This window comes from Rahnella sp. PCH160, assembly GCF_047784855.1.
Taxonomy (GTDB): domain Bacteria; phylum Pseudomonadota; class Gammaproteobacteria; order Enterobacterales; family Enterobacteriaceae; genus Rahnella.
Genome location: NZ_JBLOGT010000001.1, coordinates 2,467,033 through 2,482,957 on the forward strand (window position 1 = coordinate 2,467,033; position 15,925 = coordinate 2,482,957).

At 53.1% G+C, this 15,925-nt stretch carries 13 protein-coding genes; 2 read left to right on the forward strand and 11 right to left on the reverse strand.

Annotation, left to right across the window (positions count from 1 at the left end; translation table 11 throughout):
* The first annotated feature begins 30 nt into the window (after positions 1-30).
* Positions 31-774, forward strand: a complete 744-nt coding sequence (locus tag ACM5QY_RS11455) for an SDR family oxidoreductase (protein WP_416120725.1) — start codon at positions 31-33, stop codon at positions 772-774.
* A 26-nt stretch (positions 775-800) separates the two neighbouring features.
* On the opposite strand, the gene ACM5QY_RS11460 is transcribed toward ACM5QY_RS11455, so the two are convergent.
* From ACM5QY_RS11460 to ACM5QY_RS11470, 3 genes are read right to left on the reverse strand one after another with little or no spacing between them, the layout of a single operon-like run.
* Positions 801-2,204 carry a c-type cytochrome gene (locus ACM5QY_RS11460; RefSeq protein ID WP_416120726.1) on the reverse strand — a complete coding sequence of 468 codons (1,404 nt, stop codon included), beginning with the start codon at positions 2,202-2,204 and terminating at the stop codon, positions 801-803.
* Complete coding sequence (locus tag ACM5QY_RS11465) at positions 2,201-3,856, reverse strand: GMC family oxidoreductase (RefSeq protein WP_416120727.1); 1,656 nt, start codon at positions 3,854-3,856, stop codon at positions 2,201-2,203. Before ACM5QY_RS11465 ends, ACM5QY_RS11460 begins: the two co-directional genes overlap by 4 nt.
* Positions 3,856-4,470 carry a sorbitol dehydrogenase family protein gene (locus ACM5QY_RS11470; protein WP_416120728.1) on the reverse strand — a complete coding sequence of 205 codons (615 nt, stop codon included), beginning with the start codon at positions 4,468-4,470 and terminating at the stop codon, positions 3,856-3,858. Before ACM5QY_RS11470 ends, ACM5QY_RS11465 begins: the two co-directional genes overlap by 1 nt.
* Before the next feature lie 681 nt (positions 4,471-5,151).
* On the opposite strand from ACM5QY_RS11470, the gene ACM5QY_RS11475 reads away from it, so the two are divergent.
* Entirely contained in the window at positions 5,152-5,496 is a 345-nt protein-coding gene (locus ACM5QY_RS11475; protein WP_104921332.1) for a YejG family protein, read from the forward strand.
* A gap of 17 nt (positions 5,497-5,513) precedes the next feature.
* On the opposite strand, the gene yejF is transcribed toward ACM5QY_RS11475, so the two are convergent.
* The 8 genes from yejF to ACM5QY_RS11515 all read right to left on the reverse strand — a co-directional run bounded on the left by yejF (position 5,514) and on the right by ACM5QY_RS11515 (position 15,789).
* Positions 5,514-7,127, reverse strand: a complete 1,614-nt coding sequence (yejF, locus tag ACM5QY_RS11480; protein WP_416120729.1) for a microcin C ABC transporter ATP-binding protein YejF — start codon at positions 7,125-7,127, stop codon at positions 5,514-5,516.
* Between the two features lies 1 nt (position 7,128).
* Entirely contained in the window at positions 7,129-8,178 is a 1,050-nt protein-coding gene (locus tag ACM5QY_RS11485) for an ABC transporter permease (protein ID WP_416120730.1), read from the reverse strand.
* The gene (yejB, locus tag ACM5QY_RS11490; protein ID WP_416120731.1) at positions 8,178-9,272 is read right to left on the reverse strand and encodes a microcin C ABC transporter permease YejB; all 1,095 of its coding nucleotides are present in this window, start codon (positions 9,270-9,272) and stop codon (positions 8,178-8,180) included. Before yejB ends, ACM5QY_RS11485 begins: the two co-directional genes overlap by 1 nt.
* Before the next feature lie 10 nt (positions 9,273-9,282).
* The gene (locus tag ACM5QY_RS11495) at positions 9,283-11,088 is read right to left on the reverse strand and encodes an extracellular solute-binding protein (RefSeq protein ID WP_416120732.1); all 1,806 of its coding nucleotides are present in this window, start codon (positions 11,086-11,088) and stop codon (positions 9,283-9,285) included.
* A gap of 200 nt (positions 11,089-11,288) precedes the next feature.
* On the reverse strand, positions 11,289-12,872 hold the full coding sequence (locus ACM5QY_RS11500; protein WP_416120733.1) for a cyclic di-GMP phosphodiesterase: 1,584 nt from the start codon (positions 12,870-12,872) through the stop codon (positions 11,289-11,291).
* 163 nt (positions 12,873-13,035) lie between these two features.
* The gene (gene mepS / locus ACM5QY_RS11505; RefSeq protein WP_416120734.1) at positions 13,036-13,611 is read right to left on the reverse strand and encodes a bifunctional murein DD-endopeptidase/murein LD-carboxypeptidase; all 576 of its coding nucleotides are present in this window, start codon (positions 13,609-13,611) and stop codon (positions 13,036-13,038) included.
* 428 nt (positions 13,612-14,039) lie between these two features.
* Positions 14,040-14,753: a phosphatase PAP2 family protein gene (locus ACM5QY_RS11510; RefSeq protein WP_416120735.1), complete on the reverse strand. Its 714-nt coding sequence runs from the start codon at positions 14,751-14,753 to the stop codon at positions 14,040-14,042.
* A gap of 61 nt (positions 14,754-14,814) precedes the next feature.
* Positions 14,815-15,789, reverse strand: coding sequence for a CobW family GTP-binding protein (locus tag ACM5QY_RS11515; protein WP_416120736.1), 975 nt, complete (start codon positions 15,787-15,789; stop codon positions 14,815-14,817).
* Positions 15,790-15,925 lie beyond the last annotated feature (136 nt).

A 15,925-nucleotide genomic window follows, 5' to 3' on the forward strand; every position in this document is an offset into this window, starting at 1 on the left:
AAGCCGCTTCCGGATAGGGGAAATAAAACTATGAGCAAAATCGCACTGGTCACCGGCGGTGGCAGCGGTATCGGGCTGAGCGCCGCGAAGTCGCTGGCGGGTATTGGATTTACGGTCATTCTGGCGGGGCGCAATACAGAAAAACTGGCGCAGGCCGTGGCACAGTTTGCGCCGGGACAAGCGGTGGCGCGTGAGCTGGATGTGACCCGCCCGCAGTCGGTCGCCGCGCTGTTTGCGGATATTCAGGAAACCTTCGGGCGGCTGGATTTACTGTTTAATAACGCCGGAAATAACGTGAAGGATGTGCCCATCGATGAGCTTGCGGTGGAAGACTGGCTTTCGGTGATCAACACCAATCTGACCGGCGCATTTTTGTGTACGCAGGCGGCGGTCAGACTGATGAAACAGCAATCTCCGCAGGGCGGTCGCATTATCAATAACGGTTCGGTTTCGGCGCAGTCGCCGCGTCCGAATTCCGCGCCTTACACCGCCAGCAAACATGCGATTACCGGCCTGACTAAATCCACGGCGCTCGATGGCCGCGCATTCAACATCGCGTGCGGGCAGATTGATGTCGGCAACGCCGCCACGGATATGGGCAACAAAGCGCTGGCAGGCAGGATGCAGGCCGACGGACATATCGCCGAAGAGCCGGTGATTGCGGTGGAACGCGTCGGTGAAGCCGTGGCTTTTATGGCCGGATTACCGCCGGGCACCAACGTTCTGACCATGACCGTTATGGCCAGCGCCATGCCGCTGGTCGGGCGGGGGTAACGCTTTTTGCATTTCATCTTCCGTGATTATGCTTTTCTGACTTTGCGCTTTCTGCCGAGCCAGAAAATCAGCACCAGCAGAATGATCACGCCGATGACCATCGCCGGTGCCATGAACGGTTGCAGTTTCGCCAGAAGCGTAACCGGACCGCCTGCGCGTAACACCGCCACATCCTGCGCGCTGACCTGAACGCCTGCGTTGCCGTAGTTCTTCAACACGTAGTTGGAGATATCCGCAATCTGCTGATCGTCGAGCTGACCGACATACGAACCCACGCCAAATTTCGGCATCAGCACGTGATGGTCGCCCACCTGACGATCGACGCCGTAAAGAATGGCGGAAATCAGGTTCGACGCATTCCCGAGACCGGTCGCGGTGTTGTTAAACAGTGACGGATAGGCCTGATTCTTGCTGCCTGAACCGTCCGGCTGGTGGCAGCTGGCGCAATATCCGCTGAACAATGCCGCGCCGTTGTCGATGGTTTTGTTCGCGTTAAACGGGTGCGCGCCGCGCAGGCCATCTTCCACATTCACCGGCTTACCGAAGGTATCTGCCGCCTGAGTATCGCGCGGATCGCGAACTGGCGTGCTGTTTTTCAGGTAGAAGGCAATCGCGTTCAGATCGGTGTCAGACATATATTGCAGGCTGTTTTGCACTGCTTCCGCCATGCCGCCTGCGGCCTGATTTTTCCCGGCTGTCCGGCCTGTTTTCAGGTATTCCACCAGTTGTGCCTGCGACCAGTTACCGATGCCACTGACCGGATCCGAGCTGATGTTCGGCGCATACCACGGGCCGACCATGCCGCCCGCCAGCGGTTTATCCGTCACCGAACCCATCATCAGATTACGCGGCGTATGGCACGTATCGCAGTGTCCGGCACCGTTCACCAGATACGCGCCACGGTTCCATTGCTCGCTTTTGGTCGGATCCGGCTTAAACAGCGTGCTGTCGAGATACATCAGGTTCCAGCCGGCCATCGCAATACGCATGTTAAACGGGAATGGCAGGGCAGTTTCGGTATTTGGCTGTTCGACCGGCTTCACGCCCTCTTTGAAATAGGCATACAGCGCGTGCATATCGGCATCGCTCATATGACTGTAAGAGGTGTACGGCATGGCCGGATACAGATTCGCACCGTCCGGACGCACACCCTCGCGCACGGCGCGGGTGAACTGTTCTTCGGTGTAATTCCCGATACCAAACTGTTTTGATGGCGTGATATTGGTGGTGTAAATCGTGCCCATCGGCGAATGGATTTCATACCCGCCCGCAAAGGGTTTTCCCCCTTCGGGTGCCGTATGGCAAGCCTGACAGTCTGCGGCGGTGGCCACTTCCTGGCCCTGACGGACAAGTGCAGCCTGATTGTCCTGCGCGGCGGCAAAACCGCTCAGGGACGCACTTAACAGGCAGGCGGTGAGAAGTTTTTTCATGCTGCACCTGCCAGTTTTTTTGACATATCATCGGCGGCTTTCAGCGCCAGCGCGGCCATGGTCAGCGTACTGTTCACCACGCTGGAAGACGGGATCGCGCCGCCGCCCGGTAACCACAGGTTGGCATGGTCGTGCGTCCGGCAATCGCCGTTCACCACGGAATCCTTCGGGTCGTTGCCCATAATCGTGCCGCCCATGATGTGGTTATTGGCGTTCAGGCTGGTGGTGATATTGAATTCTTCCGCCATAAACAGCGAGCCGATGTGCTCAAGTTGTTTATGCGCCGCTTCCGCACCTTTACGCACGTAATCACCAACGTCGTAATGAATGTCCGGGCACGGCAGACCGTGCGGATCTTTACGGGTTTTGCTCAGCGTCAGGCGGTTATCCGGATCCGGCAACGGCTCCAGGCTGATGGACAAGTCCACGCCGAAAATAGAACGGCGACGGATTTCTTCGTCCAGCTCCTGACCCACCAGCCCCATCTGCAACGCTTTGGTCGTCGCCGGGATCACACGGCTGATGTTGTTGAGGATCATCTTGTTGGCAGAATAATCTTTACGGAAATCACCGTCGCGCGGGCCAACCAGACAGCTGCTCTGCGCAGGACCACGGCCAATCCACAACGGCTCTTTGGCGATGAACGTACAGTGGAAACCGGAGTGGTCCATCATGTTACGTCCCACGTGATCAGACGAGTTGGCGATACCGTTCGGGTTCTTATCGTTGGCCGCCATCAGCAGCAGACGCGGCGTCTCGATGCCGTTACAGGCCAGCGCGAACACTTTGCCGGTCGCTTTATGGGATTTTTTCTGGTTATCCAGCCAGTGAACCGCCGTCACATTGTTGTTTTCGTCGGTATCAATCTTGTATACCACGGCTTCGGCCAGCACCACGGCGCCTTTGTTTTCGGCACGTTCGACGTGTGCGATGCCGTTATACATCGCGCCAATCGGGCAGATAGGCTGGCAGTTGTTATTGCCGCAACAGGTCGGGCGGCCGTTCCACGGACGGGTGCTGCGTCCTTGCGGGATTGGCACTGAGCGGTAACCGTGCGGGTTCACAATCTCGGCAAAACGCATATCGCCATAACCATAAGGAACCTGTTCCATCGGGTAAGGCTTGCTGCGTTCGGAAGGGGATTGCAGCTCAGGATCGTTCGGGCCTGCTACGCCGATCTCTTCTTCTGCGCGGCAGTAATAGGGCTCCAGTTCGTCATACGAAATCGGCCAATCGCGGCCCACGCCGTACAGCGTTTTCATTTTGAAATCGTTAGGAACGTGCCGCCAGCAGGACGCCGCCCAGTGCCAGGTGGTACCGCCGACGGTGCGAAGATAACCTTGCTTGAAGCTGCCCGCGCTGGGCCCGGTCAGATGCACGTAGTTATTTTCCGGGAAGTACAGCGGCGCCGGGGCTTTTTCGGACTGCGGATACAGCCCCTGGAAATCAGAGCCCGCACGGTTATCAAAAGGCATGTTGCGCCAGTTTTCGACGGCCTGCGCGCGCTCGATGCGTAAACCCGCTTCCAGCACCAGAACGGAATAGCCTTCGCTAACCAGTTGATCGGCAATCATGCCGCCGACGACGCCGGAACCGACAACAATCACATCAGCAGACGCATCGCCGTCTGCGGTAAATTCGGGTTTTTTCATCAGGCTTTGCTCACATCAGATTCAGAAGAACGGTTAAAACGATCGGCATTCATGGATTCAGGCATGGCGGCATCAGGCGGCGCGGCGGTGAAGTACAGCGGGCCGTTGCCGCAGTAGGTCGGCACAATCAGGCCGTCGCTCACCGGGCGATACATCAGCGCATCTTTATAGGTGATCAAAATGGAATCGGTTCCATGTCCAACCGTGCCGGTATACCAGGCGGTGACGATGCTCGTCACCAGTTCGCCCAGACCGTTTTGCTGTGCGGCTTTCTGCAAATCTTTCGCGGCCTGCCCCGGTTTAACCAGTGCGTGGAGTTTGCTGACCTGAGCCGGGAAGTCAGGCTGTGAGCGAAAGAAGGCGTTGAAAATCTGAGCCGACGTTCCTTCGCTGATATTCCTGTGCCCTGTGATGGCCTGTGATACCAGATAGAACTGACCGAAGATCACCGGTGACTGCGTGGCGGTTTCTTTCTCCGCCTGGCTCAGGAAGGGAAAGCCGAGAAGGGTCGTGGCGACCATTGCGGAGGTCAGCCCTTTAAGCAGTTCGCGACGACTGAAACCGGTTCCATTTTCGCTGTTATTGCTTGCCATGATTGAAGGATCGTTTTCCATCTCATTTCTCGCTGGGATTGGGTGTGAGCTAAATAACTCAGGATTTGCTTATCTGATTCTTATTATGTGTCGCTAATGCGCATATTTATCAGCAGGTTGATGATGGCCTGTTGTCTCTGCGATAGGGTATACCAGTAATAACGATGCGGATGATAAGCCAAAGAAGAATAAATTGTGCAAACAAATTGTGCGGATTTATTAACATCAGATCCAGAATTTAACGTATGATGCGACGCCGCAAAATATGTAACCAGCTGGTTCATTTCAAAATGAAATTAACACTATGTCGCTCGGTGTAAAAAGCGAGGATGGGTTTTAACTTTTTGATTTTTCAATTTTTACTGCTGTTTCTGATGTTGTGAATAGCCTTAATTTGTATATTAAATGTAAATAAATATGCAATAAAAAGTAGCGTCATTTGATTAAAATGGTTGTGAATCAAGACGGAAAAGGTTACAAATAGGCCAAAATGAGATCTGTCTCTCAGATTCATCGGGAGCAGACATAAAAAATAATCAGGCCTGTGATCTTGCACTTGAATGACGTTAATTTAATGTTAATTATTTGAGCAAGAAGTGGGCAAAGCACCGTCTGTCGGCTATAACTTAATCAGTACTGGTGTAGCTTTTTTGTAAAAATATCGTGTAGATAATTGGTTAGCATCATTGTCTGGGGAACCACGTGAATAATACCCAACTTTCGGTAGTACATCGTTTACCGCAAAGTTATCGCTGGTTGTCAGGTTTTGCCGGTATCAAAGTTGAACCGATTCCGCTGCCTGGTAACGAGGAAGATAACAATCTGATCGGCCTGAAACTGCTCAGCCATGAGGGCGAATTCGCCTGGCAGGTGATGCACCAGTTAACCGATGCCTTAGAAGATATTCAGGTCAAAGCGGCGATTGTTGAAATCGACGGAGAGCCTTGCTTGTTCGTACATCGTGAAGATGAAAGCGCCACCCTTTGCTGCCTGAAAAATATCGGCGCGGCGATCGCGGAATCGGTCACCGCACTTTATCCTTTCTGAATCGCCTGATATCACGGTCAGGCGATTTGCTCCTGCGAATCAAACGCATCTGACGCGCTCAGTAATTCGCGGGTGTAGGCCTGCTGCGGCGCGGTAAAAATCTGCTCACAATCTCCCTGTTCGACCACTTCCCCGTTTCTGAGCACCAGCAACTGATGACACAAAGACCGGACGACATGCAAATCATGGCTGATAAACAGATAGGTCAGGCCGTGGCGTTGCTGAAGTTCGCTCAGAATCGCCAGAATCTGCGCCTGTACGGATTTATCCAGAGACGATGTCGGTTCATCCAGAATCAGCATTTCGGGCTGTAAAATCAGCGCACGGGCGATGGCAATACGCTGGCGCTGACCGCCGGAGAATTCAGCCGGATAACGGTGACGGCTCTGCGGATCCAGCCCGACTTCCTGCATCGCACGGATCACGTCCTGTTCGCGCTCCTGCGCACTCACTTTCCGGTGAACCAGTAACCCTTCGGCAATAATCTGTTCCACGGTAAATCGTGGATTCAGCGCCGAGAAAGGATCCTGAAACACCACCTGTATCCGGCTGCGAAAAGGCAGCATTTGCTTACGCGAGAAGGTGTGCAGCGGCTGGCCGTCAAACCAGATTTCGCCCTGAGATTTCATCAGTCGTAAAAGGGCCAGCCCTGTCGTACTTTTTCCGGATCCTGATTCGCCCACTACGCCCAGACTTTCGCCACGGCGCAACTGAAAACTCACCTGATTCACGGCGTGTTTGACGCCGACGGTACGCCGCAGCAGGCCGCGCCTGATGGGAAAACCCACATCAAGGTTTTTCACGTCCAGCAAAACGGCAGGTTCGCCTTTCAGCGGTTGCGGACGCCCCTGAGGTTCCGCCTGCAACAAGTGTTGCGTGTAAGGATGCTGAGGCTGGCTGAAAAGCGTGGCGCGCGGCTGCTGCTCGACCAGACGCCCTTGCTGCATCACGGCCACGTTATCCGCCAGACGCCGCACAATACGCAGGTTATGCGTGATAAACAGCATCGCCATGCCCATTTCCTGCTTCAGCTCGTCGAGCAGGGACAGAATCTGCGCCTGAACGGACACGTCCAGTGCGGTTGTCGGTTCATCGGCAATCAGCAGTTTTGGCTTAGTCAGCACCGCCATGGCGATCATGACGCGCTGGCGTTCGCCGCCGGAAAGCTGATGTGGGAAATCCCGCAGGCGGGAAGCCGCCTGGCGGATACCTACGCGATCAAGACAACGCAGAATTTCGCTCCGTGCCGCGTCACCCCGCAGGCCACGGTGCAGCGTCAGCACTTCAGTCAGTTGTTTTTCAATACTATGCAGCGGGTTAAGCGAAACCATCGGCTCCTGAAAAATCATCGAAATCTGGTTACCGCGGATCTGGCGCAGGGCGATGCCGTCGGCTTTGAGCAGCGACCGGCCTTCAAAGAGAATATCCCCTTGCGGATACACGGCGACAGAAGGCAGCAGGCGCAACACGGACAGCGCGGTTACACTTTTGCCGGAACCGGATTCCCCCACCAGCGCCAGCGTTTCGCCCGCGTGAATATTCAGGGACACATCGCTGACCACTTCTCGTTGCTGATTGCCCTGACGGAAAGCCACGCTCAGGTTACGGATTTGCAGTAAGGGTTCCGTCATTTCAGAGCGCCTCATCGTGGTGTGCTGAAGGGTTAAAGGCGTCGCGGACTGCTTCACCGATGAAAATCAGCAACGACAGCAGGGACGCCAGCACGACGAATGCGCTGATACCCAGCCACGGTGCCTGCAAATTGTTTTTGCCTTCCATCAGTAATGTGCCCAGCGAAGGCGAACCCAGCGGCAGCCCGAAACCGAGGAAATCCAGCGACGTCAGCGTGGTAATCGAACCGCAAAGAATAAACGGCAGATAGGTCAGCGTGGCGACCATCGCATTGGGCAGCATATGACGCCACATAATGGCCCGGTCGCTGACGCCCATCGCCTGCGCTGCGCGGATGTAATCAAAATTGCGGGTGCGCAGGAATTCGGCGCGCACGACGCTGACCAGGGTCATCCAGCCCGAAAGCACGGTAATCAGCAGCAGCCACCAGAAGTTGGGTTGGACCACGCTGGCCAGAATAATGATCAGGAACAGCGTCGGAATGCTGGACCACACTTCGATAAAACGCTGTCCGAGCAAATCGATAAGGCCACCGTAATAACCCTGCGTGGCACCGGCAATAATGCCGATGACCGACGTCAGTACGGTGAGGAAAATGCCGAAGAACAGCGAGATGCGTAAACCATAAAGGATCTGCGCCAGCACGTCGTGCCCGTTGCTGTCGGTACCCAGCCAGTTCTGCGCTGAGGGCGGCGAAGGGAAGGGCTGTGTGGTTGAGAAATTAATCGAGTTATAGCTGCTGCGCACCGGTGCCCAGATGGCCCAGCCGTTGGCTTCCAGCTGTTTGAGCACAAACGGATCCTGGTAATCGGCGGGCGTTTCCAGCTCACCGCCGAACGTGGTTTCGCTGTAATTCACCATAAAAGGCACATACCAGTGCCCCTGATAACGTGCCAGCAGCGGCTTATCGTTGGCAAGAACGTTGGACAGCAGCACCAGAACCAGCAGAACCATAAAGATCCACAGCGACCAGAAACCCCGACGGTTTTGGCAAAAACGCGTCCAGCGCGCCTGTGTGACAGTGCTGAATTTAAGGCGTCTCACGGTCATCAGTGACGGCCCTCGAAGTCGATACGCGGGTCAACCAGCGTGTAAGTGATATCGCTGACGATATTGAGCAGTAAGCCAATCAGCGTGAAAACGTAAAGCGTGCCGAAAATCACCGGGAAGTCGCGCTGGACGATGGCGTCATAGCCCAGCAATCCTAAGCCTTGCAGGGAAAACATGACTTCAATCAGCAGGGAACCGGTGAAGAACATGCTGATAAACGTGGCCGGGAAACCGGCAATCACCAGCAGCATGGCGTTGCGAAAGACATGGCGGTACAAGATCTGCTTTTCGTTCAGCCCTTTCGCCCGCGCGGTCACGACGTACTGTTTGCTCACTTCATCCATGAAGGAGTTTTTGGTCAGCATGGTCAGCGTCGCAAAGCCACCAATCACCGTCGCCAGCACCGGTAATGTGACATGCCAGAGATAGTCGGTGATTTTCCCGTACCACGGCAGCGTGTCGAAGTTGGGCGACGTCAGGCCGCGCAGCGGGAACCAGTCGAGATAACTGCCGCCGGTAAACAGAACAATCAGCAGGATGGCAAACAAAAACGAAGGCACGGCGTAGCCGATGATAATGACCGAACTGCTCCAGGTATCAAACCGCGAGCCGTTACGCACCGCTTTGCGGATACCCAGCGGTATGGACACCAGATAAATGATCAGCGTGCTCCACAGGCCGATGCTGACCGACACCGGCAACGCACTTTTCACCAGCCCCATGACGGTTGAGCCGCGAAACAGGCTGTCGCCGAAATCAAAGCGCACATAGCTGGAAAGCATTTCGAAATAGCGAACGTGCAGCGGTTTATCAAAACCAAAGCGATGGGTAATTTCTGCGATAACTTCAGGATCCAGCCCCCGCGCGCCGCGATACTGACCTTCGCCAAACTGCGCGACGCCGGGTGAGGCTTTTCCGTTACCGCTGTTACCGGCTGAATTCGGCAGGCCGCTGGATTGCCCCATTTCGATGGCTGCAATGGCCTGATCAACCGGGCCACCGGGCGCAATCTGCACAATAAAAAAGTTAATGGTGATGATGGCCCAAAGCGTCGGGATCACCAGAAGCAGTCGTCTTAAAAGATAAGCGGCCACAGTGTGCTCCTCAACGGCGTTGCTCAGGCAGACGTGCTGCGCGGTTCATGTCATACCACCAGGTATCCAGCTCCATACCGTTAGCCGGAGTGACAGAAGGCATCGAGAATTTATCCCAATAGGCATAGCGTTCGTGATGGGTGTACCACATCGGGATCATGTACATATTCCAGGTCAGCACCCGATCCAGCGCATGGCCGAGTGAGAGCAGCGCGTCCGGTTTACCCTGATTGGCGGCGATTTCATCGGTGAGTTTATCGATGGCCGGATCGCTGACGCCCGGTTTGTTGTAAGTGGAATCCAGATATTTGCTGTTCCAGTAAATCTGTAAATCGCTGCTCGGGTAAGACATCGCCGGATAAACCGTCGGGATCATGTCGTAATCGCGCTGGCGCATTCGGCGGACAAACTGAGAATTGTCGACTTCACGAATCGACATGCTGATGCCCAGACGCTGCAAATTATGCTGGAACGGCAGCACATACTGCGAGTTACCGCCGCTGGGCAGCAGCAGCTCAAAGGTAAAAGGTTTGCCGGTTTTGCTGTTGACCAGCACCTGATTTCTGACTTCCCAGCCGGCTTCTTTCAGCAGCGCAGTCGCCTTCAGCAGATTTGCCCGGTCATTGCCGGTGCCGTCCGTGCGCGGCGGTTTATACAACGTGCTGAACACTTCAGGCGGAACCTGACTTTTCAGCGGCCCGAGCCACGCCAGTTCAGCCACGTTCGGATAATCTTTCGCGGCGTATTCAGTGTTCTGGAAATAGCTGTCAACGCGCTGATAGGCATCGAAGTAAAGCGCCCGGTTCATCCAGTCAAAATCAAAGGCCAGCGTCAGGGCTTCGCGCACCTTGCGGTCGGCAAACTGTGGGCGGTGAATATTGAACGCCAGCCAGCGCGTATCCTGCGCGGCCTGATTTTCCTCGTCGGCCTTCACGATAAAGTTTTTGCTGAAATTGCCGCCCTGATATTGCGTTGACCAGTGCTTTGGCGAGGTTTCCATGCGGAAATCAAAGGCACCGGATTTGAAAGCTTCGAGAGCGACGTTGTCGTCGAGATAGTAATCGTAGCGGATCGTATCGAAATTATAGCGACCACGGTTAACCGGCAGATTGGCGGCCCAGTAATCGGGCACGCGCGAATACGTGATGAACTGGCCGAGCTTGTAATCGCTAATGCGGTAGGGGCCGCTGCCCGGCGGCGGCGCACTCAATGGCTCATTGAACTTATGTTTTTCCCAAAATACTTTCGGCAGAATTGGCAGGCCGAGCAGCCCCAGCATCATGTCTTTATCGGCTTTTGGCAGCACCATGCGCACTGTCAGCCGTGAGATGGCTTTGACCTCCACCCCTTTATACACCACACGAAATTGTGGAACGCCTTCGGTCATGAATTTCTTAAACGTGAATTCGACGTCGCTGGCGGTGATTGGCGTGTTGTCATTGAAACGGGCGCGGGGATTGATATCGACTTCCACCCAGCGGTACTGGCTGTCATAACGGGCGGAATCGGCAATCAGCGGATAGTAGCTGCCGATTTCATCACTCGACGTTGTGAAAAGCGGGTCGTACAGCGATCCGCTGCGCATGGCCGGATTACCGCGTGAGGCGAAACGGTTGAAATTGTCATAGGTGCCGATAGCCGCCAGCGTGATCTGCCCTCCCTTCGGCGCGGCAGGATTCACGTAGTCAAAACTGGTGAAGTTTGAGACATATTTCGGTTCGCCTAAAATCGCGAACGCGTAGCTGTCCTGTATGACCTCGGCCTGTGCGCTGAGACTCAGCAGGCACAGCGCAACGGCAAACACGCGAGAAAACATCCTGGATCTGCACTCCTGTGATGACGACAGCATGGTGCGGACACGATTGCCGCAGGCTATTGTTCAGTGGTAATCAATTGATCGCTAAGACCTTGTAACACATCAGCCTCAGGTTTCATCCGTGATTCCGGCCTTTTTATCACACACAGGGGCAGACGGCGAAGAGAAAAATGGAACAAATGGTGCCAGGCTGATACAGATTAAATCTGGTAAGTCGCTTCTTTCTCATTGAAATCGCGGATGAAATTCATCAGCTCGCTGATGCCCAGGGGCTTGCTGTACAGATAACCCTGGAGATAAGTCACGCCGTGATTGCGCAGATATTGTGACTGCAACTCAGTTTCCACGCCTTCGGCCACGGTCTTAAGTTTCAGCTCTTCGGTGAGTTTGAGGACGGTATCCAGCACCGGGGCGATCAGCGTTTTCTGGTCAATCGACATCACGAATCCGCGGTCAATTTTTAAATAATCGAGCGTAAATTTTTCCAGATAAATCAGTGCGCTGTGGCCTGTCCCGAAATCATCGATAGCAATCTCAATATTGTGATGGCGCAGCCAGTTGAATTCCCGCAGCGCGCCTTCGGTATCAATCATTCCACGTTCTGTAATTTCGAAAATGACCTGAAACGCGTTTTCCGGCAGTGCTTCGATAAAATTCAAAACGTCGTCGTGGAAGCTGACCCGGTTCATATGATGCGGGGAAATGTTGATGCTCAGTTTAGATTTCTCAGGGAACGCATGTTGCAGCTGATGCGCGTCGGCGGCCACCATCGACATCATATGCTGCGTCAGCTCAACAATCAGGCCCTGCGTTTCGGCGTAACCAATGAAAATTTCCGGCGAAATACGTCCTTCAATCGGATGTTGCCAGCGCAGCAGGGCTTCCAGACCGGTGATTTTCAGGGTCTTAGCATCAATCACCGGCTGGTATTCGACAAAAAACTCTTTGTTTTTAAGGCCGCGCAGAATTTCCCTTTCGGCGCTATGCCAGCTGAGCAGGCTGAAATAGGTCAGCGCACACACCAACAGGCTGAGTAACAACCCGCCAAGCAGGGTGAAACGGATGTTGTCGGTAGTCAGGGAAGGGGTATAAAGTCGCAACGTAAAAGGCAGGTTGTCGGGTTTGGTTTCCGTAAAGTGGTCTGCAGGCAATTTACTGACAGGGATAAGTGCATCTTCAGAAGAAGTGAGCGCGCTGTCGCCGATCAGAAGTGCAAAACCGCGATAACCGTCACCGGGCAGCGCAAAAAGCATATAGGGTGACAGGGTCAGTTCCAGGGTAGCAATTACGCCATCGTTCGATGCGCCGGGGTTACGCTGCCAGACAATGATCACCGGGCGATTCGGTACCGCCGGTGTGCCCATTTGCAAATCAATACTCATCATTTTATCGAAATCAATATCATGCAGTGAGCGGGTGGCTGGAACGTTCTGGTTGCCGGAAGCGGAAGAACAAAAAACCATGCCATTGCGAACCAGCTGAAAGTCACGCACGCCAATACTGAACGCCGCATCGCGGTTAATTTCACTGGCAATGGAAGGGCAGGATTCGGATGTCAGCAGACCAATCCTGCGCATCGTGTCCGTTAACTGATGAAAATAGCGCGTGCTGTATTCTGACGCTCTTTCAACGATTTGCTCCTGCTCGCTGGCATTATTAGCTTTGATTACCGTCAGGGTGAAAATAATGAAGAAAATGAAGAACAGCACTGAAAAAAGGAGGCTTCGTATTAAATAACGGCGTTTGGGCAATACGGTGTGTGTAAGCGCCGTTTTTAAACCCATGTGTTTGTCCTTTTTCTCGCTGAGGAAGTAAAAGTATAACGTAGTTAAAAATCACCAGAGGCTAAATACACTTTATTACAGGCATAAAAAAACGCCATCCGAAGATGACGTTTTTTATTCGCTTGGTACAGGACAACAAGAACTAAATCATGAGGTAACGGAATCAGCCGTTAGCCAGAACTCTTCTTGCTTCGCGGTATCGTTTATTCCAGTAAGTTTCGTTCAGATTTGAAATCATTACACCCGCGCTGGTGGATGCATGAACGAACTGATCATTACCTAAATAAATCCCGACGTGTCGCCCTGTTGAGCCCGCGCCGAACAATACCAGATCACCCGGGCGCAGTTTAGAACGCTGGATTTTCTTACCTTTTTCTTCCTGTTCATACGTTGAACGTGGAAGGTCCATACCAAATTGTTCGCGGAATGTTACCTGTACGAACGCTGAGCAATCGATACCACGCTTGCTGTCACCGCCTAACCGATAACGAACGCCTTTCCAGCCAGCGTACTGATCCATGATTTTGGATTTAACGTTGACGTTACGAACCATTGCTTCGAATTCATCCTGAGAGGCTTGCAGTAGAAGACCGTCTTTGTCATTTACTGCACGCATATCAGTTTGTGCGTTTTCTGTGTTCGAAGAATGCATACCACTACACGCAGAAAGAATAATTGCTGCGCCAATCGCGGGTATCAGCCGCGTGATATATCTCAGAAACGGTTGAGACTTGACCATTATTGTTGTTATCCCTTGCTGTCCTTAACGATGAAATCGTTATTAAAATTACCAAACCAAGCGAGACTACCTGCCACGATCAGATGGGACAAACACCTAACCGGGAAAATGTGCGTCAGAGCACGCTTTTTCATTCAAACAGGGTGTTTTTGCCACATTTCTGTGCAGCGTTTTGGAGGTTACCGTAATGAATAGGGGATTGCGAGAGGTTTTACGGGATTTTTTATAAGAAATTGTGATGTAAGATGATGTAAGTAAAGATGTTAGAAATGATGTGTGTTTTTTTATGCTAATTTGGGTTAAATCCGCATCGAAAGCGGGTTTTCAAGCAATATTTCAGCAAAGTAACGGTGAAATTTGTCTGTCATAAAGATCAGGCAGATCAAAATGATTTGCCTGACCATAACTAAATTATATGTCTTCGAGAATTACGCCGACGCATTAGGATTTTTTTTAACGGGGAGTTTTCTCTCCAGCCAGTGAATTAATACATCACTGGCGGGCGTCATTAGCCACCAGCTTGCGCCGACCAGCACCACAGACAGCGAACCTACCGCGATATCCGTAAACCAGTGCGCCCCAATCATCACGCGTGGCAGTGAGAAGATGATTGTGATCACCAGCGCAACCCCAAATGCCGTTTTGCTCAGATACCGCAGCATAAAGCAGCTAAAAATAATCAGCATCATGCCGTGGTCGCCAGGGAAACTGTCCGCGGAAGAATCTTTGGTCGGGATCCCGGTCAGCTGGCTGACGCGGTTGACGCCTTCGAAACTCAGCGACGGGCTTTTATGGCTGACCGGCAGCAAATGCCCAAGCTGGTTGAGCACAACGGCAGTAAACAGCATAACGAAACCGATAATAATGTAACGACGACGACCCGCGGTGTCTTGCTTCAGGAAATAGCTCAGATAGAGCAGCCCCATTGCCAGCAGGGAAATCACGTCGAAAGCACGGTTATTGGTCACCGCAACCAGGTGCAGAAACCCGTCGTCTGTCGCCAGGTGACGGTTGAAGAAGAAAAAAATCGACTTATCAATCGGGAACCAGACACCGTGGTTTGCAGGTAAATAGAAAGATAAGAAAAGAGCAATACCCAGTACGTTGAGTATCAGTATTGCGGGAATATTTCGGCGCCACATATCAGGAAGACCTATTGTTAGCAGGATAAGTATTAATTTTGTCGGCGTTAACTTAATCCGATCAACTTAAACGAATCTTCAACAAGGTGGATTGTAATGTGTTCCATTGTGCTATCCCCCGTGTAATTAGCTCAATTCTGCTGTCAGACGGCGCCCCCGGTTTGGTTTCAATCCACAGGTCTTCTCCCTGACGATTTACCAGCAATGTGCCCTCATTAATACGCAGAATACCTTTTACGCGTTCAACCGGTGCCAGACGCGCCCAGTCGAGAATTCCTGCGGTATCAAATACGGTGTCCGCGTCGAAAATCCACCCGCAACTGCTATAACCGTCGGCTTCATTCAACGCACGCCGCCAGCGCTGGGTTTCCGGCAGGCTCAAAGCCGCCAGCCCGCGCGCAGGGACGTGAGCATGATGATGCTTGCTATTGGGCAATTCGGCGTGATTGAGACGGGGTAAATCGAGCAGTGCGGGGTCAATTTCTCCCTGAGAGGCAATCACCAGCTGACGTCCGCCGCCATTCTGGCTGAACCAGCCTTCCAGCGCCTGATTGTCTTTCGCCTGCGCCACATCGGATTTGTTGGCGACAATAACATCCGCAGAGGCGAGCTGATCTCGGAAGTTTTCATTAGCGATGACGCGCTGATCGCTTAACTGACGGGGATCCATCAGGCATAAGGTTGCGTTGAGCGTCAGCCAGTTTTTGTAAACGTCAGACGTTAATAAAGAAAGGATCTGTTTCGGATGGCCCAGCCCGGTGGGTTCAATCAGCAGACGATCCGGTTTTGCCTGCAGCAATAACATATTGAGGCCAACCTGCATCGGCAGGCCGTTCACGCAACACATGCATCCGCCGGGAATTTCTTTGAGCACCGCGCCGCTGTCGGCAAGCAACGCTCCGTCAATCCCGACTTCCCCAAATTCATTTACCAATACAGCCCACTTTTCTCCCTCAGGCTTCTGAGCCAGCAAATGGCGCAGCGTTGTCGTTTTCCCGCTGCCCAGAAAACCGGTGATCAGGTTGGTTTTGGTCATTTTCAGGCGTCCTTTAAATAAATTTACACGCCAATGTGCAATTTCGATTTAAGAAAATCCAGCGTTCTGCCGATGAATAACATGGATTGCTTAGTTTTGACGTCGCGGCACCCAATTATTGTGCGCCAAAAGGTGT